The organism is Rheinheimera sp. KL1 (assembly GCF_001275035.1).
Taxonomy (GTDB): domain Bacteria; phylum Pseudomonadota; class Gammaproteobacteria; order Enterobacterales; family Alteromonadaceae; genus Pararheinheimera; species Pararheinheimera tangshanensis.
In genome coordinates this window covers 23,175-44,314 of the sequence record NZ_LAMX01000012.1, presented here as the reverse complement: position 1 = coordinate 44,314, position 21,140 = coordinate 23,175, and the positions used below count along the sequence as shown (strand labels likewise).

The 21,140-nt window shown below is 47.8% G+C and carries 20 protein-coding genes and 1 riboswitch; of the genes, 7 read left to right on the top strand and 13 right to left on the bottom strand.

The genetic code is table 11. The annotated features are described in order from the left end of the window. Positions 1–89: 89 nt before the first annotated feature. Positions 90–977 (top strand): hypothetical protein, encoded by an 888-nt coding sequence (locus WH43_RS05235; RefSeq protein WP_152342790.1) that lies wholly within the window; start codon positions 90–92, stop codon positions 975–977. Between the two features lie 119 nt (positions 978–1,096). On the opposite strand, the gene WH43_RS05230 is transcribed toward WH43_RS05235, so the two are convergent. From WH43_RS05230 to WH43_RS05185, 10 genes are all read right to left on the bottom strand, one after another. Further along, complete coding sequence (locus WH43_RS05230; protein WP_053423596.1) at positions 1,097–1,747, bottom strand: DUF5610 domain-containing protein; 651 nt, start codon at positions 1,745–1,747, stop codon at positions 1,097–1,099. 78 nt (positions 1,748–1,825) lie between these two features. Then, positions 1,826–2,668 (bottom strand): cobalamin-binding protein, encoded by an 843-nt coding sequence (locus tag WH43_RS05225; RefSeq protein ID WP_053423595.1) that lies wholly within the window; start codon positions 2,666–2,668, stop codon positions 1,826–1,828. After that, on the bottom strand, positions 2,668–3,267 hold the full coding sequence (gene cobO / locus WH43_RS05220) for a cob(I)yrinic acid a,c-diamide adenosyltransferase (RefSeq protein WP_053423594.1): 600 nt from the start codon (positions 3,265–3,267) through the stop codon (positions 2,668–2,670). The genes WH43_RS05225 and cobO overlap by 1 nt, the downstream gene beginning before the upstream one ends. Further along, on the bottom strand, positions 3,264–3,878 hold the full coding sequence (locus WH43_RS05215; RefSeq protein ID WP_053423593.1) for a histidine phosphatase family protein: 615 nt from the start codon (positions 3,876–3,878) through the stop codon (positions 3,264–3,266). The genes cobO and WH43_RS05215 overlap by 4 nt, the downstream gene beginning before the upstream one ends. Beyond that, entirely contained in the window at positions 3,865–4,395 is a 531-nt protein-coding gene (gene cobU / locus WH43_RS05210; RefSeq protein ID WP_053423592.1) for a bifunctional adenosylcobinamide kinase/adenosylcobinamide-phosphate guanylyltransferase, read from the bottom strand. The genes WH43_RS05215 and cobU overlap by 14 nt, the downstream gene beginning before the upstream one ends. After that, entirely contained in the window at positions 4,392–5,174 is a 783-nt protein-coding gene (locus WH43_RS05205) for an adenosylcobinamide-GDP ribazoletransferase (protein WP_053423591.1), read from the bottom strand. The genes cobU and WH43_RS05205 overlap by 4 nt, the downstream gene beginning before the upstream one ends. After that, a complete protein-coding gene (gene cobT / locus WH43_RS05200; RefSeq protein ID WP_286049485.1) occupies positions 5,174–6,229 on the bottom strand; it encodes a nicotinate-nucleotide--dimethylbenzimidazole phosphoribosyltransferase in 1,056 nt (351 codons plus the stop codon). Before cobT ends, WH43_RS05205 begins: the two co-directional genes overlap by 1 nt. Before the next feature lie 9 nt (positions 6,230–6,238). Then, positions 6,239–7,237, bottom strand: a complete 999-nt coding sequence (locus tag WH43_RS05195) for a FecCD family ABC transporter permease (protein WP_053423589.1) — start codon at positions 7,235–7,237, stop codon at positions 6,239–6,241. Further along, positions 7,234–8,019, bottom strand: a complete 786-nt coding sequence (locus WH43_RS05190; protein WP_053423588.1) for an ABC transporter ATP-binding protein — start codon at positions 8,017–8,019, stop codon at positions 7,234–7,236. The genes WH43_RS05195 and WH43_RS05190 overlap by 4 nt, the downstream gene beginning before the upstream one ends. Positions 8,020–8,151: 132 nt before the next feature. Continuing rightward, a riboswitch (cobalamin riboswitch) is annotated at positions 8,152–8,312 on the bottom strand. Between the two features lie 73 nt (positions 8,313–8,385). Further along, positions 8,386–8,742 carry a PDZ domain-containing protein gene (locus WH43_RS05185; protein ID WP_053423587.1) on the bottom strand — a complete coding sequence of 119 codons (357 nt, stop codon included), beginning with the start codon at positions 8,740–8,742 and terminating at the stop codon, positions 8,386–8,388. A gap of 185 nt (positions 8,743–8,927) precedes the next feature. Between WH43_RS05185 and WH43_RS05180 the strand changes: the two genes are divergently transcribed. Next, on the top strand, positions 8,928–9,725 hold the full coding sequence (locus tag WH43_RS05180) for a substrate-binding periplasmic protein (RefSeq protein ID WP_053423586.1): 798 nt from the start codon (positions 8,928–8,930) through the stop codon (positions 9,723–9,725). Here WH43_RS05180 and WH43_RS05175 read toward each other — a convergent pair. The 3 genes from WH43_RS05175 to WH43_RS05165 all read right to left on the bottom strand — a co-directional run bounded on the left by WH43_RS05175 (position 9,715) and on the right by WH43_RS05165 (position 15,649). Beyond that, a complete protein-coding gene (locus tag WH43_RS05175; RefSeq protein ID WP_053423585.1) occupies positions 9,715–11,319 on the bottom strand; it encodes an L-lactate permease in 1,605 nt (534 codons plus the stop codon). The genes WH43_RS05180 and WH43_RS05175 overlap by 11 nt on opposite strands. A gap of 155 nt (positions 11,320–11,474) precedes the next feature. Further along, the gene (locus tag WH43_RS05170; RefSeq protein ID WP_053423584.1) at positions 11,475–14,579 is read right to left on the bottom strand and encodes an efflux RND transporter permease subunit; all 3,105 of its coding nucleotides are present in this window, start codon (positions 14,577–14,579) and stop codon (positions 11,475–11,477) included. Between the two features lie 2 nt (positions 14,580–14,581). Beyond that, on the bottom strand, positions 14,582–15,649 hold the full coding sequence (locus WH43_RS05165) for an efflux RND transporter periplasmic adaptor subunit (protein WP_053423583.1): 1,068 nt from the start codon (positions 15,647–15,649) through the stop codon (positions 14,582–14,584). A gap of 208 nt (positions 15,650–15,857) precedes the next feature. On the opposite strand from WH43_RS05165, the gene WH43_RS05160 reads away from it, so the two are divergent. From WH43_RS05160 to WH43_RS05140, 5 genes are all read left to right on the top strand, one after another. Beyond that, positions 15,858–16,526, top strand: a complete 669-nt coding sequence (locus WH43_RS05160; RefSeq protein ID WP_286049483.1) for a DUF2982 domain-containing protein — start codon at positions 15,858–15,860, stop codon at positions 16,524–16,526. A 64-nt stretch (positions 16,527–16,590) separates the two neighbouring features. Then, positions 16,591–16,926, top strand: coding sequence for a hypothetical protein (locus tag WH43_RS05155; protein WP_053423581.1), 336 nt, complete (start codon positions 16,591–16,593; stop codon positions 16,924–16,926). Between the two features lie 85 nt (positions 16,927–17,011). Beyond that, positions 17,012–18,688 carry a flagellar assembly protein A gene (locus WH43_RS05150; RefSeq protein ID WP_082335696.1) on the top strand — a complete coding sequence of 559 codons (1,677 nt, stop codon included), beginning with the start codon at positions 17,012–17,014 and terminating at the stop codon, positions 18,686–18,688. A gap of 211 nt (positions 18,689–18,899) precedes the next feature. Further along, entirely contained in the window at positions 18,900–20,519 is a 1,620-nt protein-coding gene (locus tag WH43_RS05145; RefSeq protein ID WP_286049528.1) for an Lcl C-terminal domain-containing protein, read from the top strand. A 9-nt stretch (positions 20,520–20,528) separates the two neighbouring features. Next, the gene (locus tag WH43_RS05140) at positions 20,529–21,041 is read left to right on the top strand and encodes an Lcl C-terminal domain-containing protein (RefSeq protein WP_053423578.1); all 513 of its coding nucleotides are present in this window, start codon (positions 20,529–20,531) and stop codon (positions 21,039–21,041) included. Positions 21,042–21,140: the final 99 nt, after the last annotated feature.

The window sequence follows — 21,140 nt, the reverse complement described above, 5'->3', positions numbered from 1 at the left end:
GTTGAGCCGTTATCCAAAAAGATGCCAGTGCAGGCATCATTATGCATGCCGTGTCTTTGTTGCCGGCTCTGCCACTTCAGGGAGTTGTTGTGAGCCATCCAATCAGATACAGCATATTGTCCGGACTGGCGGGGCTTTTGTTGCTGTTAAGTGGCTGTAGCATCAGTCAGACCGCGCCAGTTCAGGGGCTCTCTATTGTCACTTTGCCGCCAGAGCTATTGGAGACCTCAGGCTTACTTTGCCTGGAGCAAGACTTTATAAGCTTTAATGATTCGGGGGGAAAACCGGTCTTATATCGGTTTGATCGCAGCGGTTTGCTCCGCGCCCAGCTTCAATTGTCCGTCAAAAATAGCGATTGGGAAGCTATCACTTCAGATGGTAAATTTTTATATCTGGCCGATACGGGTAACAATGCGGGTCGTAAACACAGATTATTTATTTACAAAGTACCTCTGGATTGGTCTGGTTTATCACAACCTTATCGGCCTGAACGACTGGAGGTCTTGTTGCCGCCAGATGAAAAACGTCAGCCTTATCAACATGATCTGGACTTCGAGGCCATGGTGTATCAACAAGGTGCATTGTGGCTGATCAGTAAAAGCTGGCAGAGCCAAATCCCTGCACGTTACAAAATCAGTCCTGATGTGAAACAGCAATATCTTGGTGATGCTCTGCCTTTCGCTAATCCAGGCTTTCTGGTGACGGATGCGATTTTTGATCATAACCAGCAGCAGTGGTGGTTGGTCGGCTACCCGGATCCGCGAACAGCAATTTGGGCTTACTTAAGTAATGCGGGTTTTCAGTCTCAGATAGCCCGTTATGATCATCAGCTGCAATTGTTACAAACCAAGACGTTACCGACTAAAGGTCAAGTCGAAGGAGTCTGCATTGATCAGGATAATCAGATTTGGATCAGTGAGGAAGGAAGCAAACAAAGCCCAGCGTTATTGATGAAAACAGGGCTGAGCAGCCATTAAATTTTCTTGTGCCTGAAACAAAAAAACTGGCCTTAACGGTCTAAGGCCAGTGTAAAAACCGCTGGTTTCAAACATTCACTGAAACCAGCACGTCAGGAGTCGCTACGACAGAGAATGAATTACACTTTTACCGAAAACCGTAATTCGCTGCCGGTATTGGCCGCAACAGATTCACTCATGTCTTGATCTTCGGTAGTTTTATCCGGGTTTAAAATCATTTCACGGAACTTGGCAAAACCGTCCTGGATCAAGGAATAGGTGCTGTCGATGTCTTCGGCAATTTTGCCATTGAGCACACCCAAGCCATCCAGAACACCGCGGGCGTCTTCAAACCCTTTATCTACACCACCACCTACTAAGGCGAGAAATTTATCCAACCGCTCTTCTTCCGGCATATCGGGGTTTTGTTCTGAGTATTTCTGATAAAACGCTGTGGCAAAACCTACGATACGATCGGCTGTCGCTTGAGCTGAGGTATCGACACCACTATTTTTAATTTTCTCTGCGGCATTGGGACCAAATTCAGCTTCCAGTTCTTTGTTAATGCCTTCAAGAGCTGTTTTATACAATAACTTCATCGAGTTATCGTCTTCACCTGCGCTCAGTTTCAGTTGGTTTTCCATAATAGCAGCATTGAGTTTTTGCTTATTCATGCGTGATGCATCGTAACCAGAGAGCTTTTTCTCTTCGGTTTTCTCATTGCTTTCTGCTTTTTTCGCTTGAGCCTGGGCTGAAGCATTTGATGCGCCGACACCGTTCACAGATGACATAAATACACTCCCTTAGGGGCTGGATCGTTTGCAGTATAGTTCTGACTAATCAGGTTATCGGCGCTGGTTTAAATAACTTTAGGACTTTTTGGCAAAAAATTGCCGCGCTTTGTCGATGTCGGCGCAAAGTTGCCGCACCCCATGCAGCATTCTGCTGGTGGTGCGGTGCACCAGGTCTGAATCTGGCTGGCTAAACTGTTGATATTTAACGGCCGGAATGGCGGGCCAGTGGCTCCAGTCGAGCAGGGCGCGTGGTTCATTCTCCGACACTGGCTGAATAATCAGTTGCGGCTGACTGGCGACCACATGCTCCAAACTAACCTGCGGGTAATCCCCTATAGCATCAGCAAAGGGATTGTGGGCGCCACAAAGCTCCAACTGCTGCTGCGGCCAGGCTTTTTGTGCCACAGTCGACAGTGGTTGTTGCCAGAGCTCGTAAAAAACTGTGATTTTAGTTTTATCGCTGTAGTTTTTCTGTAGTTCAGCTAAGCCTTGTTCCATTAGCTGAGCTTGTTGTTCTGCCGCCGCGTCAGCGCCTGTCAGCTGACCTAATAAACGCAGTTCTTTGGCAATGTCTGTCAGCAGCAGTGGATTCGAATCCACCACAGTTAAGCCAAACTGGCGTAACCTGGCGACATCAGCCGGCGGGTTGCCGTCCGTCCAGACCAGGACCAGATCCGGTTTTAACGCCAGAATTTTCTCGACCTGCAATTGGGCATAATTGCCAACACGAGGTATGTTTTTTGCGCCTTCTGGGTAATCGGCATGATCGGTCGTGCCAACAATCATGTCGCCTACACCAAGGCTATAGAGCTGCTCTACTAAATGGGGAGAAAGCGCAACAATACGTTGAGCCGGTTTGGCTTGTACCGTCACTGTAAATAAAGCACAGCAGCACAACACAATACGTAGCACAGACATTACCAATCGACTCCTTTTTGTACTTGTATGCCTGCATCAAAAGCATGTTTGATTGACTGCACTTCGCTAACAGTATCGGCCATCTCAATTAAAGTCCGGTGCGCAGCACGGCCTGTGATCACCACATGTTGAGTCGTGGGTCTGTTATTTAGTGCCTTGACTACTCTCTCTAAGTCTATGTAGTGGTAACTCACCATATAAGTCAGCTCATCCAGTAGCACTAGCTGAATACTGTCATCCTGCAAAAACTGTTCGGCTTTGGCCCAAACCTGCTCAGCGGCAGCAATATCGGCAGCTCTGTCCTGGGTATCCCAGGTAAACCCTGTGTTCATCACGGCAAATTCAACACCGTGCTGCTGCAATAAATTGCGCTCGCCACAGTCCCAACTGCCTTTAATAAACTGCGCCACAGCAGCTTTTAAACCATGGCCGACAGCGCGGGCCACAGTACCAAAACCCGCTGTGGATTTACCTTTCCCATTGCCGGTGATCACCAGCAATAAGGCTTTGTCGGCCGTAGCAGCGGCAATACGGCTATCGACTTGTTCTTTCAGTTTTTGCTGACGTTTTTTATGGTTTTGTTGTTTCAGATCGGTCATGGCAGTTCTCGTTGTTCAAATGAAAAACCTGGCGCGGCAATGCAATGGACTTGCCAGGGACTCTGTTCGTTATAACGGCTGATCCGACTGACACTGCCATAGCCAATTGATAGCTGTTGCAGCCAGTGGCTGTGTCTTAGATCAATATGAAGTAAATGGGCCAGTAGCAGACGGATCACACCACCATGCAGCAGCCATAATGCTCGTCCACTTTGATACTGACTGTGTCGTTCAAAAGCCTGTAAAACCCGTTGCTGAAACTCAGTTAAAGATTCACCTGCAGGCGGCGTGATTGCAAAAGGCTGCTGCCAGAAGTCTTGTTGTGCAGGCCAGTCTGGACTTTGTTCATCAAAAGGCACAGAGTCCCAGCGGCCAAAATTCATTTCTTTGAAATCTGGCTCTACCACAAGCAGCAGCTGCAGGCGCTGTGCCTGAGCTTCGGCACTAAGGCGACAGCGCTGTAACGGCGAGCTCAGCACCTGTTGATAATTTTGTTTGTTTAACCAGTCAAGACAGGCTGGTGCTGACTGTTGCAGCGCGACATCTGTCCAGCCATACAAAGCGGCGGGACCGGCCACAGGACCATGGCGGACTAAATCAATCTGTTGCATCTGTGCCTCGTTTTAAATACAGCGGTAAACCCGCTGCCACAAATACAACTTCATCACAGACAGCGGCCAGTTGCTGATTCAGCCAGCCTTGCTGGTCGACAAACAGACGATTCAGCTCGCCCAGTGGCACCAGTCCCATACCGACTTCATTGCTGACTAAAATCAGTTGTCCTTCAAACTGTGCAACAGCCTCAGCTAACTGCTGGCGCACTAAGGCAAAATCCTGCTGTGGAAAATGATACAGCTGATTATTCAGCCACAGTGTCAGGCAATCAACTAACAGAGTTTGGCCCGAACCTGAAAGCTGACGTAAAGCGTCACTGAGTAATAAAGGACATTCAAGCAAATGCCAGGTTTTGGGTCTTTGCTGCTGGTGCAGTGTTATCCTTTGGCTCATTTCGGCGTCAAAAGCCGTAGCGGTTGCCAGATAAGTGACCTGCTCTGATGTTTTGGCCAGACGCTCTGCCATACTGGATTTACCGCTGCGGGCTCCTCCTAAAATCAGCGTTTTTTTCATCCCTGTTGTCTCCACCATATCAGCCATACCAAGTACAAACTCAGTTCAGTAACTTGCTGCGCTGCGCCTAATAAATCTCCGGTATAGCCTTGCAACTGGCTGCGGTAGTAAAAAAACAGCAGGATAAAACTCAAGGCTAATGTTGCAAGCAGAGATAAAGTTAAAGACAGAGGGATAAAATATAAAAACGGCAGGACAAAAAGCCAAATCGACAGCAAGGCTCGTTTTTGTAAGGAGGTCGCTATAGGTTTGCTTTTACTGACGATGTCCAACTGCTGATAAGGCAACACAAAGGTCAGGCTGACTGCGGTTGCGCGCGATAAGCCAGCTACCAGCACCAGAGCCCAAACGGCTTGGGTGTCTAAAGCGAACAGGCTTTGCCATTTGATTAAAAACACAGAGAACAGCGCGACCAGACCATAAGTGCCTACTCTGCTGTCTTTCATGATTTCCAGTTTACGATCCAGAGACAAACCGCCGCCTAAACCGTCCGCTGTATCGGCCAGACCGTCTTCATGAAAAGCACCGGTCAGCACCAGACCTGAGATTAAACTGAGCAGCACGGCAATGGAAAAAGGCAGCAGTTGAGCAGCCAATAGCAGCACCAAAGCTTGCAGAGCACCTAATAACAACCCCACCAGACTTAAATAACGGCTGCTTTGATTTAACAGCTCCGGGCTGTAAGGGGTCGATGCAGGCACTGGAATACGGCTGAAAAATGCTAACGCCAGACAAAAGAGTTGCCATTGCCGGAGGGGCCATTGCAGCAAAGCGCTCATCACGTCGCGACTCCGGCTTCCACCACTTGAGTCACGCCAGCATCAGCAAAACTGGCCATATCGTTGTAAAAGCTGATGGCGGCACGCACGAGCGGTACAGCCAAAGCGGCACCTGTGCCTTCGCCTAAACGTAAGCCTAAATCCAGTAAGGCTGTTGCATTGAGCTGTTGTAACACCGCCTTGTGACCGGCCTCAGCTCCCTGATGAGCAAAAATTAAATAATCCCGGCAATTGGGCGCTAGCTGGCAGGCTATCAAAGCTGCGACTGAAACAATAAAGCCATCAATCAGTACAGGTTTCTGCAAAGAAGCTGCACCTAAGATAGCGCCACAGAGCTGGACCAGTTCAAAACCACCAAATTCAGCGAGTACGGATAGCGGATCTTTGGCATAAGGCCGCTGCAGCGCCTGTTTGATTAAACTCAGTTTTAATGCAAATTGCGCATCGCTGATGCCGGTGCCCCGACCAACACAAGTTTCAACAGGCAAATCAGTCGCAGCGGCCAGTAAGGCTGCTGCGCTGCTGGTATTGGCTATGCCCATTTCACCGAGCAGTAATAGATCACAACCTGCCAGGATCTGCTGCCGGGCGATATGGCGGCCTAAGGCCAGACCCGCTTCCACCTGAGCCAGCGTCATGGCCGGACCCTGACTGAAATCTGCGGTGCCACAGCCTAAAGATTGCTGAATTAAACCAGCCGCGTCGGGCAGGGCAGATAAGATACCGGCATCTACTACAGCTAACTCAATGCCGTTACTGCGACAAAAGCAGTTAGCCGCAGCTCCTCCGGCAAGAAAATTCAGCACCATCTGCTGTGTGACTGCGCTGGGCGCTATACTGACGCCATGAGCATTGATGCCATGATCGCCAGCAAATATCAGCAGTACAGGCTTATTGAGTGATAAGTGGGCCTTTGAGTTTTGTATCAGCGCCAGTTGTAACGCCAGCATCTCCAGCACGCCCAAAGCACCTGCAGGTTTAGTTTTTAAATCAATGCGTTGCTGTATGGCTACCGTCGCCGTTTTATCCAGAGCAGGTATCTCAAATAACATCATAAAACTCCGTTAACCGCGGCGGTATTTAAATAACATGGATAAAAAGAACAAGCTGCCGATGGCGGATGTGACCACACCTATAGGTAGCTCCTGATCTGGCAACAAGCTGCGCGACAAGGTGTCGACCGCGACTAAAAATAAAGCTCCCAACCAGACAGAACCCAGTAATAAAGCCACACTGGATAAGCCAAACAAAGAACGCACCAGATGGGGGATCATCAGGCCGACAAAAGCTATACCGCCACAACAGGCTACGATAGCGGCGCTGACCGCAGCACAAAGCAATAGAATAATCAGACGCAAAGGTTGGACCTTGACCCCCAGGCTGCGGGCACTTTCATCGGTTAAAACCAAGGCGTCGAGCTGGCGTCGATACAGTAGGCCCAGCAACAAGGTGATAAACACAAGGGGACTGATCAGAGCCACATGAGTCAGGCTGGCCTGACTTAAACTGCCCATCAGCCAAAACATCACCCTATTGGCGGCAAAAGGCTCAGATAAATACAGCAAGGTGGTAGTGATGGCACTGAGCATAAAGCTGACCGCTACACCACAAAGCAGCAAAGTTTCTAAACGTTGCCAGCGACTACGAGCGCCAATTAGCAGCACCAGAAATACTGCCAGCAAAGCGCCAAAAAAAGCGAAGAGAGGAGTCAGTAGTTGCCACTCTGGCAGCACTATAGTCGCAATGGTTGCACCCAAAGCAGCGCCTGAAACTATGCCAAATAAATAAGGATCGGCCAGTGGATTGCGGCTGGCATTTTGCAGCAAAGCACCACAGAGAGCTAAACCGCTCCCCGCCAGTAATGCCAATAATAAGCGCGGCAAACGCAGTTGCCACAGCACAGTCGATTGCATTTCATCCAGCGCGGCAAAGCCGAATAAGCCAGTAAAGGGGATAGATACGGAGCCAGTGTTTAAAGCCAGCATGCAGACCAGCAGTAACAAGGCTGTTGCCAATAAAAGACGTAAAGGGACAGGCAAAGCTGCCACTAACACTTTGCTCATAAATTGTCCTTATAACCAAAACTTACCCGAGGACAATCACCAAAAGGGTTTTGATCAATAAGGCAGGGGATGCGGAATACCTCGGTGAGCAACTGCTGCGTCAGCACTTGTTCTGCTGTACCATCCGCGACCAGTTGGCCTTTATTCAACAGCAATAAACGGTCGCAATAACGCGACGCCAGATTGAGATCATGAATACTGGCAATCACGGTAATATTCAGCGCTTTGGCAATACGCAGCACCTGATGCTGGTAATACAAGTCCAGATGGTTAGTTGGTTCGTCCAGCAGTAACAACAGAGGCTTTTGCATCACAGCGCGGGCCAATAACACCCGTTGTTGTTCACCCCCTGATAAATGAGCAAAAGAGTGACACTCTTTATTGGCTAAACCAACCAGTTCCAGGCTGTGTTTAAGTTGCTGCAAGTCTTGTTCTGTATTGGTTTGCCATAAGGCTTTATGAGGGATCAGCCCCATCAGCACCACATCAGCTACAGTTAAATCAAATAAAGGATCAGATAACTGACTGACCAGCGCCACTTTCGCAGCCAGTTCGGATTGGCTAAAAGCGCTAAGCGGCCGACCTTGCAACTTAATCTGTCCAAAGCTTGGCTGATATTCTTTTTGTAGCAAGCGCAATAAGCTGGTTTTACCTGCGCCGTTAGGACCAAGTAAAGCGACAAATTGGCCCGGCTGAATGACAAAATTCAGCGCTGTTAAGATCTGTTGCTGATGGATGCATAGCTGCACCTCTGAAAATTCGATAACCGGGGTCTGGCCCACAACAAAGCTCCATGAAATAACGGGCAGGGACCAGCACTGGCAGCAGAAAAAACCGCAGAGTTCCGGCACAGTGTAAGCCCGCACTGTGTGCCGCACGGACTGTATAACCCAATGACATTGGAAGTCCGGCAACGCCTGAGATTTGTAAAGGCAGGACATCTGACTTGCCATACTCTGCTCAGAGCAAAGTGGCTTACAGTTGCGGGTACAGTACAGGATTTACACCTGTTTCCCTTTCAAGTTCATGACAGTAGCTATTGCTTATGCAGAACACCTTTGACAAAACTTGTGCAGTGTAGCAGAGCTGGGAGCCGGGCGTTAGCAGAAATGTCCGGCGGTCAGGTGTCTTTAGCGTGGTGGAGATGCTTATTCAGCAATTACAGTTTTCGTCAGTTGTGCACCGTCTGCTTGCTTAATCAAGAAGCTGACAGACTCGCCTTTATTTTTCTTCAGCAAGTCTTTGGCATCATCGGCAGGACAACCAGGAATAGCGCAGTCCGCAATCTTCAGAATTTGATCGCCTACCAATACTCCGGCTTTTTCTGCTGCGCCGCCAGCCACAAGTTGTTTCACTTTTACGCTGGATAAAGTAGGGTTAAAAAAACCTCCTTCTACTGCAATATCCAGAGACAAACCTATTTTGCCTTTGTCCGCTGCCAAAGCTGCAGTGCTGATAAATACACTGCAAAACGCAGCAGATAACAACAGTATTTTTTTATTCAATTCGACAACTCCTTATCTTTAAATTAACTAACAAAACCAATCGCTTACATATTTGACATTAAAACGAATAAGAAATAGAAACAAGTGATTGCTAAAGATATTTATCACTACTTGAAGAGGCATCTGGTAAAGCAAATAATGTCGTGTAATAGTAGAACTGTCTAATTAAATCAACAGGATCAGGAATGCGCAAAAGAGTATTGTTTGCATTAGCTGCAATGGTATTACTTTGCTCTGCGAGTATTCAGGCCTGTGTGCTGCGGATGGCGGCAGAAACCGATTTCCCTCCCCACTTGATTTTAAGAGAGCAAGGCTGGCAAGGGCAGAGTGTCGAGTTGTTGCAACTGCTGGCAAAAGAGGTGGGATGCGAGCTGGTGTTTGTCAACAGCCCCTGGTTGCGTTCGTTAGCACAACTTAAAAGCGGTGAATTGGATTTAGTCAGTCATTTGTCATACAGCGATGCCCGCAAAGCTGACTTTGCCTTTATTGGTCCTCACCATATTGAATCTATCTGGCTGATTGGTGATCCGAGCAAGTTACCTAAGATCGAACAATTAAATGACTTATCTGACAAGGTTGACCTGGGACGTATTGCGAAGCTCAATGGCGCTTATTACGGCGAGGAGTTTGAGTTACTGGAACAAAAACCTTTTTTTGCCAGACAACTGGTTAGTATCAGCAGTATTCAGGACAAACTTGCGTTGTTGGAGGCGGGCAGAGTCAATGCAATTTTGGAGGATCAGTCAGTACTGCATTATTGGCAAACACATCAGTATAAAAATGCTAAAAATTACCAGGCTTTAGTGCTGGTGTATCAAAGCCCTGTCTATTTTGGTTTCAGTAAAACAACCTTATCCAAAGCTATGTTAATCAAACTGCAAAAAGCCTGGCAGAAGTTGTTTGAGCAAGGTGATATAGAAAAAACGGTGAAGCGTTATCAGAGCACAACCACAGATGTGCTGACCCCTTCGACTAAGCTGTAGTACTGTAGAGTACAGTGGCTATTGCGCTTGCCAGTAAGCAGTACAGCGCCATCGGCAACAAGGTAAAACGCATGATCTGCCCTTCCTGGCCGGTCAGCTTGCAGACCGAAGCCGCAGCTACTACGTTCACTACACATACCATATTACCTGCGTTTGCGCCGAGCATTTGTAGTGCCAGTACCAGAGATAAAGGCAGGGTAGCATCGAGCGCCAATTGTTGTTGCACACTGGCAAACATCAGGTTGGAAAAGGTGGCTGACCCGGCAATAAAGGACCCTAAAGCGCCTATCCATGGGGCACACCACAACCAGAACTCCACTAAATGCTGGCTCGCAACAGAGGCGAGATAGATTGGCATAGCCGGCAATTCTGCGCTGTTGAGGTCTGAATGTAAAAACAGCCGTACCATAGGCACTGCGCTGGCCAGCGTAATAGCAGCTGGCCAAATTCTGTGTAAGCTTTCAGTCGTGGCTTTGCGCATCAACTGGCGACGCTTAGTTTGCCATGGCAACAACAAAAGTACGGTCAACACAAACACAGTACCGGGTAGATACAAAGGCTGAACTGAGGTGGATAAAGTTGAGCCAAAAATCTCTGACCAGTTGAGTTGCACTGCCTGCAAAACAGCTTTAAAAGGTAAAAACTCCAATCGGCTGAGCACCAATAAAACCGCCAGTAACAGGTAAGCTCCCCAGGCTTTGAACAAAGCTAAGTGCTCAGGCGCAACTTCTACTGCACTGGTGTTATTTGTTTCGTTGTCACAGCGCCACAAAGTCGCAGGTACCGCTATACCAAAACGCACTAACAAGGTCAGCACGATCAAACCTGTCAAAGCACCTAACAAAGAGGGAAATTCAGGGCCTAGGTAACGGGCGACTAAAAAAGCGGGCAAGCTGTAACAAAGGCCGGATAAAAAAGCCAGAGGTGCAATAGTCAAACCGGAACGCCAGTCGGGCTTATCGCTAAAATAGCGGCACAATATCAGGCACATCAGTACAGGTATGAGACTGGCACAAAACAGGTCAATACTGGCCGCGGTTACGGCGCTTTGTTCAATCAGTTCTGGCGATATGCCCGGCAATCCGTTGGTCAGCCCGACCAGTACTGGAGTTCCTATGGCACCAAAAGAGACCGGGACTGAATCTGCGATCAGAGTTAAAACTACTGCAGCTAATGGTCTGAAACCCAAAGCAATCAACAGAGGCGCCGCTATAGCGGCTGGCGTACCAAAACCGGCAGCACCTTCTAAAAATGCCACTAGTAACCAGCCAACAAATAATAATTGAATACGATGATCGCCAGAAATAGCGGCAAAACCACGGCGGATCAATAAAAAGCTACCGTTATTCTCAAGCAGGTTTAAAAGCAGCAAGGCGCCAAACACTACCCATAGCACAGTGGCAGCGATGACTAGTCCCTCAGCAATAGCTGCTGCTATCTGTAACAGCGATACAGACCAGACAAAAGCGCTTAAGATAGCTGTACCCAGCAAACATAGCGGCATGGCTTGGCGGGCAGGCCAGCGCAACAGGACTAAAAACGTGAGCACGCTCAGTAGCGGAAAAAGTGCACTCAACAAAAGCCAGGCGTCCATGTGCTATTGCTCCATTCATCAGATCTCGTGGTTAAGATAGCTGATTTTTATCCATATAAACCAGATCTAAAACAAAGGACTGTGTTTTAATTTGCGCTTGGATAAAAAAGACCCCGCACGAAGCGAGGTCTTTTGACTCAGTCGAACCCTTAATGTTACGACTCTTTGTCCGGTGACTCTTTGTCCAGTAAGTCCAGCTCTTTACTAATAGCCAGTGGTGAGCCTGTATTACGGGCCAATACCATATAAGCCACAGGCACGACATAAATGGTTAGCAAGGTGGCAACACCTACACCTGCGAAGATCACCATACCTATCACCATACGGCTTTCAGAGCCTGGGCCTGTGGTGATGATCAGTGGAATAGCACTGAATACGGTAGTAAAAGCGGTCATCACAATAGGCCGTAATCGTAAAGCGGAAGCCCGCTTAATCGCCTCTTCAAACTCGACGCCAGCGTCACGCAACTGGTTAGCAAATTCAACTATTAAAATGCCGTTTTTCGCCACCAAACCTATCAGCATCACCAAGCCTATCTGGCTGTATATATTCAGCGTCATACCAGCCAAATATAAACCAGCCAAAGCACCGACTAAGCCCAGCGGCACCGTCAGCATAATGACAAAAGGATGGACAAAACTTTCGAACTGCGCCGCCAACACCAAAAAGGTGATAAGCAAAGCCAGCGCAAAAATCAGCACAGTCGACTCGCCGCTTTCTTTAAACAACAGTGATTCACCTTTGTAGTCAATACCGACTGTACCTTCGATATTGTCTTTCACCGTTTGTTCTAAAAACTCCAGCGCTTCACCCAGACTGTAGCCAGGCGCCAGGTTAGCGGTAATAGTGATGCTACGCATCCTGTTGTAGCGGTTTAAGCTGGATGTAGTGGCTTCTTCTTTCAGCACCACCAGGTTATCCAGTGGAATAAGCTTGCCAGACTCTTTCGCTCGCACGTAGACATTACTGATACTGCCAGGCTTGGCAAAGTCTTTGTCTGCGCCTTCGAGTATCACGTCGTATTCTTTACCCCGGTCGAGGAAAGTGGTGACTCTGCGACCGCCCAGCATAGCTTCCAATGCCTGACCTACAGCGCCGACAGAAATCCCTAAATCGGCAGCCCGCTCACTGTTAATTTCCACCAGTACTTGAGGCACAGTCTCTTTGTAGTCGTGATCCAGCATTTGCAGTTGTGGATTTTCTGCAGCTTTTGCCAGCACTATATCGCGCCACTGCACCAGTTCCTGATAGGTATTGCCCTGAATTACAAACTGCACAGGACGACCACCACCACGACCGCCACCTAAGCCGCTGCGCATAAAGGTGAAGGCTTTGACATCAGGTAATTGATTCAGTTTGCCACTGACTTCCTGCATCAGCTCTGAGGTACGTCTTTTGCCATTATTCCAGTTTTCAGTGCCTACTATGGCCACGCCGCCTGAATTGCCCCAGCCAGGGACGCGGATCAGCAAGCGGTTAAACTCACCTTTTTCGTAGTAGGGCATCAGTATATCTTCGATTAAACGCATGTTACGGCTGTTGTTGGCGTAACTTGCGCCTTCAGCGCCACTCATATTGACAAAAAAGGTGCCTCTGTCTTCCTGTGGTGCCAGCTCAGAAGGAATTAACTTCAATAGCAGTATAGTGGCAACAAAACTCATCACCAGCACGGCCATAGTCGGCCAGCGCCTTGCTATCACTGAATTCAGCTGATTACTGTAACCCGCTTCCAGTTTGGCAAACCCCTTGTGCATAGCTGCACTGAAACGGGATTCGCGTTTTTTGTGCGTTAACAACTTACTGGCCAGCATAGGGGAGAGGGTTAATGCGGTAATAGCAGAGAAGGCCACAGCAGCAGCTACAGCTAACGCAAATTCAGTAAAGAGTTTACCCAGTTCACCCTGCATAAAGACCAAGGGAACAAAAACCGCAATCAGCACTAAAGTGGTGGCGACTACAGCAAAACCTACTTCACGGGCACCACGGTATGATGCCAGCAGCGGATGTTCGCCTTCCTCGATGCGGCGGTAAATGTTCTCTAGTACGACGATGGAGTCATCCACAACCAAACCTATGGCTAAAACCATGGCCAGCAGCGTCAGCAAATTGATGGAAAAATCCAGAGCGTAGAGCACAGTGACCGCGGCAACTAAAGCGACTGGAACAGTGATAGCAGGAATAAAAGTAGCACGTAAATTCCCGAGGAACAGGAAAATCACCAGGACCACCATGCCCATGGCAATACCTAAGGTGTTGTACACCTCTTTAATAGATTCAGCGATAAAGAGTGAAGAGTCATAACCCGGTTCTATCGTTGTACCTGCTGGCAGACTGGCTTTAATTTTTTCCATCTCTGCGCGGGCATTTTGTACCACATCCAGCGTGTTGGCTTTTGACTGTTTGATGATGCCGATACCCAGCAGGTTTTTACCATCACCACGGAATTCGTTTTCTTCATCTTCCGAACTTAAAATAACCTGAGCTACTTCACCTAAACGCACCAGGTAATTATCTTCACCGCGTTTAATAGCTAAACGTCTGAAGTCCTGCTGAGTTTTGTAAGTCCGAACCACCCGTACTGTAAAGTTCCGATCTTCAGATTTGATATTACCTGCCGGTAATTCAACGTTTTCAGCCCGCAGCACAGTTTCAATATCCTGGACTGTCACCCCACGGGCCGCCATGGCGTCTTTGTCCAGCCATAAGCGCATCGCATAACGGCGTTCCCCACCGATTTGAATACGGGCTACACCATCAACGACTGAAAAACGCTCAACGATGTAACGGTCGGCATAATCAGATAACTCCAGATTGGTCATGGTTTCGCTATTGAGCACAAACCAGGCAATAGTGTCGTCATCGCCATCTGCTTTAAACACTTCAGGCGGGTACGCCTGATCAGGCAGGTTATCCAGAATACGCGACACCCGCTCGCGCACATCGTTGGCTGCGGCGTCTATATCACGGCTGATATTAAATTCGATAGTGACGTTGGAGCGTCCATCACGGCTGTTGGAGTTTATATTTTTAATACCCTCCACACCCGAAATCATATCCTCAATGGGCTGTGTGATTTTGGTTTCAACGATTTCAGCCGAGGCTCCCGGATAGTCGGTACTGATGGTCACTATAGGCGCATCAATATCAGGGAATTCCCTAAGCGGCAGCATAGTGAAACAGACGATACCAAAAATCAGTAAAATCAAGTTCACTACAGTGGCAAAGACCGGTCGTTTGACCGAAACATCAGATAACCACATGCTTATTGCCCCGCTTTGCTAACAGTAGGAGTCACCACAGAACCTGAGCGGATTTTAGTAGTGCCTTCAATCACTATCTGATCACCTGCATTTAACCCTGATACAACCTCTACCAGACCCGGCATACGTTGCCCCAGCTGCACTTCGGTTTGAGTCACAGTGTTGTCCTGATTGACCACAAAGACGTACTGCTTGTTTTGCAGTGGCACTATCGCCTTTTCAGAGACTTGCAGCGCCTGCACTTCTGCCAGCGTCACGCTGACATTCAGCAGCATACCAGGGCGTAATTCCAGTTCGTCATTTGACACTAAGGCATGCACTTTTACAGAACGGGTGACAGGGTCTAAGCGAGTGTCTATCGCTTTGATCTGACCTGTAAAGACTTTTCCAGGGTAAGCCACACTGCTGGAGTTGACTGTCATACCAGGTTTTAATTGGGCCAGATAATATTCAGCCACGCTAAATTCCAGACGGATTTTGTTTAAATCATCCAGTGTAGTGAGTACCGTACCTGCGGTTAAATAGGCACCTTCGCTGACCTGACGTAAACCTAAAACGCCAGTAAAAGGAGCCCGGATCGTCATTTCATTTAAGCGGGCTTTGACTGCGTCCAACTGAGCTTGTGTGGTATTCACCCGGGTTTGCTGTTCATCCAGCAGAGACTGGGCTGTGGCTTGAGTTTTTGCCAGGTTTTTCACCCGTTCCAATTGGCGTTTTTGGTCCACCAAAGAGGCAGACAGTTCAGCTACCCTGGCTCGTTCTTCCACATCATTTAACTGAGCGATCAGTTGGCCTTTTTCAATCAACTTACCTTCGTTAATATGTAATTCAATTAGATAATCACTGGTGTTGCTGACAATTTGCACAGACTCATTAGCAAGAGCTGTACCTAAACTTGTCACCTGGCGCACTAAAGCTGAGTGCCTGACGACTTGGGTGGTGACTAAGGTCGCTGAGCTTTCTGCCTTTCTTTCCTCCTCAATTGATTGATTTTGGAGGAAAAGGTAGACAATAAACAGGGATAACCCCACTAACAACACCCATATCAGATTCGAATTTTTTTGCGTCACGATAACCCCGGTCTGGTACTCTTAGAATAATGGGCTTTATTGTAGGGAATAATAGCCAGCAGAGTGCACGTGTTATCGCAATGACTCAGGTGTTGGTCGTATCGGAGTAGAGAATGTCGGAACAAAAGTGTGAGTTTTGCCAGAATATGCGGTTTTACATTGTATGGGTGGCACTGATGGCTGCATTTTATTTTTGGTACATGGGCTGATGGATAAATTGCAGTACAGAGCGGCAACAGCCAAAGGTGGTGTGAAAACTCTGCTTTTCAGTAGCTCTGCTTTGTTGTTATGGCTGTTCTTGCTATTGCTAACGCCAGATCTATTGCACAGTTCAGCCTGGGTCTTGTTGTTGATTTGTTGTTTGCTTGGATTGTTGGCGGGGTATGCCAAATTAACAGAACCTTTTTATGTAGTTGAGCTTGACCGGCAAGGATTCTGTTATATACACCACAAAGGGCGCTGGCGTATTCCCTGGACCGGGCTTTCTTTTGTTGCAGTGCCGGAACTGGATGGTAAACAAATCGCTTATATCGGTGTAAAACTGAAAAACTACGATGATTTTCTCGATCAACTGCAACCGCGTTTAGCTGTCCATTTAATGGTAGAGCAGCGCCACTTGCTGATTGCTGCACTAGGTAGTAATTGCCCTTCAGGGACCTGTCCAACAGATCTGATGGTAGAAGTTGGTGAATACAGAGGAACAGCGCGCAGTTATAAAGGTGCTATTGCAATGTTTGCCCGGCGCATGCAATTATTGAGGCAATTAACAGGCTTTGATCTATTTATTCCAATGAATGCTATAGGTCCGGAACCTGCTGAGTTTTGCCGCAAAGTGAATCAAATCAGGTTACAATGTTTAGATAATACAGTGACCTAGACACTTGATATGCGTCTGTATCATAATGGCGCAATAAAACAAAATTAAAAACGGTATTTCAGTTATGAATAATTATGAAAAAGCATTTTTAGTTAGTGGGCGTAACACTCTGATCCACAAGCAGAAAAAAGTGGATTTAGTCATAGTAAATGACACGGGAGATCCGGTGATTGTTGCCACTCGTCACGGCGTGAAAATATTCACTGAAGAAGTTCCGTCAAGCAAAGCGGATGCAAAAGCCCGTTATCTGGAATTAGTAGATATCGCCAGCTCCGACGTATTCAGTGAAAACAAAACTTTGTTATTTGTACAAGCTTTGAATAACAAAGAATACAAAGTAGATTACAGTAAAGTAGGTACAGATTTGTTTATCCGTATTCACCAGGAAAACTATATTTAGTAAAATCAGGTACGAACTCAATGCCGGCTTAAGCCGGACGAGTTTGACATCATGGTGGCTTGCTCTCTTTAAGTGGTAATTGCCTGTGACAGTAAATGTGTTAGCGTGTCAGTTTAGCCTCCAGGACGATTTAGTCTTTATTCACATGCCTGTCACTCAGACCAATCTGACTGTGGATTTACTCAAAGAGCAATTACATCAGGCTGGTTACGGTCGTTGTTTATTATTGCAAGACCAAATCAAAAATTTATTGCTGGAATATCAGCAAATCCAGCAGAAAATCAAACAGCAGTTACAGGCCGAAGGCTATGTGCTGAAATACAAAGTTGCTCAGCGTGTACATGCTCAGCTGAAGATTGAGCTTAGCAGCGACGCTATGCTCGCTACCGCCGAAATCACAGCTGCTTATGGCGGGAACCCTATCTCAGCCAACGAAGCCGTAAAGGCTGGGCAGGAAGCCGGTATCGTTTTTGGTTTCCAAAAAGAGCAGATACTGCAGTTGGTAGCACAAGCCAGCCGTGCCGAACCCGGTAGTAAAATTAAAGCCGAAATTGCAGCAGGGCGGTTACCAACACCAGGCCGTGATTCTGTGTTCGAACTGTTGATCCGTGATATGTCTAACCGCAGTAAACAGCCTGTTGCCCGCTCTGAAGGCAAAGTCGATTTACGTGATTTTGGTGCTATTGCATCGGTCAAAAAGGGGGAAGCTCTGATGCGTCGTCTTCCGCCGACCAAAGGCAAAGAAGGCATGACGGTGACAGGGACCCGGCTCTCTGCTTTGGATGGACAGCAGTTACCTTGGGGAGCGGCTGAAGGTTCTGAGATCTCTGCAGATAACCCCGATCTTTTAATTGCCAGCAAAGATGGAATGCCGCGTTTGATGGAGGCCAGTGTTGCGGTTGATGAAGTCTTTGTGATCAATAAGGTCGACACGGGGTCAGGTCATATTATTTTCAAAGGTGCTGTGGTAATTAACGGCGACGTTGCTGAAGCAATGAAAGTGATTGCCGGTGGCAATGTATTTGTCAAAGGTATTTTTGAAGGTGATTTGATTGAGTCTGGCGGTGACATCACTATAGGCGGCGCTATCATCGGCCATCAGATAGGTGAAGTCAGTGAACATACTGAACTGAGCACCCAGCTGAGGGCTAAAGGTAATATTCACTGTACGCTGGCGCAATACGCCGCTATCAAATGTGAAGGCCTTCTAACAGTGTCCAAACAATTGCTGCACTGTCAGGTTGAAGCGGATTCGGTACTAGCCGGTACAGTCGAAAAAGCTAATGGAAAAATTGTCGGTGGCCGTTATTACCTGGGCAATGGCTTACGTTGCGGCAATCTGGGGGCACCATCAGGCAGCTTATTGCAAATAGTGCTGAATAAGCAGATGGATCCTCTGATAGAAAAACAAACTGTACTGAGGGCCAGTTTAGCCGGTTTAAAAGCCGAGATGGAACTAGTGAAACAACACGTCGAGCAACTTAAACAGATGGAGAAATCTGCGGCAGTACAAGAGCAGATGGCCGCTATGGTGGAAGAGTTTGAAGAACACCGTAGTATTGCCTCCGCCTTTATTGCAGATATCAAACAACTGGAAGAGCAAAGACGACAGTTGTTATTGTCAGTTTGTATTGAAGTGACACAGCAACTATTTGCCGGAGTCGAAACCAGTTTTGGCAACGAACTATTAAGAACAAAAAAAGAGTATGGTCCGTCCCGTATTCGATTGTCTGAGCAAGGTGTTGTTGTCGAAGCCTTGTAGCCTTCCTCATCTTTATGCCAGTTCTGCCGTCTTCCTGTGCAAAACTGGCCTGTCTTTTGCTTCGTTTATCCTGTGTTACTTCTGATGTCAAATTTTTGCTGTTATTGGTGCTGATTGACAGTGCTATGAGCGGCCTGTGGTGGAAACAAGACAATGATCCGAATACAACAATGGTTTATTTTTCTTTTACTAAGCACTGCGTTGATTGGCTGTGGGGGGGGGGGGGGGTGAAGACTCTGGCCAATCAGGCTCGACATCCAGTGTCAATGCCGGCAGAGAGCAGACTGTCAATGAAACCGACAGTTTTACCCTGACCGCTTTGGGTGACCCGGCAGGTGGAACTTTTGCGTGGCGTCAGTTATCCGGAACCGCAGTTACAGGGATGCCTGCCAGCACAGCCGCAGTGACTTTAACCGCACCAGCGGTAAAAGCAGATAGCATCTTAGTGTTTCAGGTGACTTACACTACACCTGCAGGACAAAACTTAACGGACGAAACTCAGGTATTGGTCAAGGCCGAGAATAAAGGGCCTGTTGCTGTTCTTCAAATTACCCAACCTTCGATTTTACCTGTAGCTCAAGGGCTGACCGTCAGTATAAGCGCTGCGTCCTCTTATGACTTAGATGCCGATGGCAGTATTGCCGCCTATCAGTGGAGCCAGATATCAGGACCAGAAGTCACCTTAACAGGCGCGGGCACAGCGACCCTTAGTTTTGTGGCCCCTTTAGTGGCTGCCCAAACTGACATCGAGCTGAGCCTGCTGATCACTGATGATGAGGGTTTAACAGCCCAAGGCAGTATTAAAGTGCCGATACGCGCCAGCACGCAACAAATTATTGCCAATGCCGGACCCGATCAGCAGGTACGTGAGTTTGCCGAAGTGCAGTTAGACGGCAGTGGCACGCGCACAGTGGCAGGTAGTTTTGGTTGTCGTTGGAGTCAGTTAAAAGGTCAGGCATTAGTTCTGGTGAATCCAACCTCTTGTCAGGCGTCTTTTATTGCTCCTGATATTTCAGGTACCAGTCAGTTAGAGCTGCAGTTAATTGCCACAGACAGCAATAACCAAACCTCTACCGATACCATGCTAGTGACGGTCAGCAATGCGGTATTGGGCGACTTGCCCGACACCGGTGTGCTGAATTGTTATGATCTCTCCGGAGTGATCCCTTGTGGTGATGAAAGCTACCCACGTCAGGATGGGGATGGCGGACGTGACAGCGTGGTGCAGTATCTGCGCAAAATAGGCAAAGGTGAAAAAGCCTTCGATTTTACCAAGCTGGATCCATTTGGTGATGAGTTACCCGACACAGCCACTGAATTTGCCTGTCTGCGCGATAATGTCACTGGTCTTATTTGGGAATTAAAAGAACCGGTGATTACCGCCCCACCAGCCAGTACCTTGCGCGCTGCCAATAACAGATACAGTTTTGTCAGCACTAATCCAGGCAATGGTGATGAAGCCGGTGTCCCGGCCGCGGCTTTAAGTACCTGCCCCAGTGCAGAAAACTGTGGTATTGAGGTCTATGTCGAAGAGGTGAATGAAACTGCCTATTGCGGTGGTGCAAACTGGCGTCTGCCCACCTTGGAGGAATTGATGTCGATTGCCGACTTTAGCCGTATTGGTGAAAATCATTTGTTAGATCCGGCGTTTTTCCGGTTTGAACCTGATCTTTCAATCCAAAACAATATGTTTTACTGGACAGCTCAAACCAGCGCTGAGGGCGGCGGGGGGATCTCAGCCTGGGTGTTCGATATCCGTAACGGCAACGACAACACCTTGCCAAAACAGCAAAACCAGTTAGGTTATGTGCGTCTGGTGCGCTCACCATAAGGAAAATTTATGTCAAAATATGTTTTGATGATGCTGTTGGTGACATTACCCGCTTATGCAGCTCAAGTATGTTACAGCGATATTACGACGACTAAACCTATCAGTAATTTTCAGCTGAACGCAGATGGCACAGTGCTGGATACTAAGACTAAGCTGATGTGGTCACGTTGTCTGATTGGGCAAAGTTGGGATAGCTCCAGCCGCACCTGTACCGGAACAGCGCAGCAACTGGACTGGCCTGAAGCTTTAACTGAAGCAAAACGCAGTACTCTGGCAGGCTTTAGCACCTGGCGTTTGCCTAATGCCAAAGAAGTGCTGACGCTGGTTGAACGCAGCTGTGTAGACCCGGCTATCAACCTGACCGCTTTTCCTGCCAGCAACAGTGAAAACATGTGGACAGGAACTACAGTGGTCAATCAGCCTGACAGAGCCTGGGCTATTGCGATGTACAGTGGCAAAAACAATACCAAAGAGAAAATTATTCGTTTGTACGTGCGCCTGGTCCGATTCAGTGATGAATAAAAGGTTATATGCTGTGGTCTTTTCGATGAAAGACCACAGCAATGCGTTACTTCCAGATGATTTCGCAATCTTTTTCACCTAAGCTAGCCTGCATTGCCT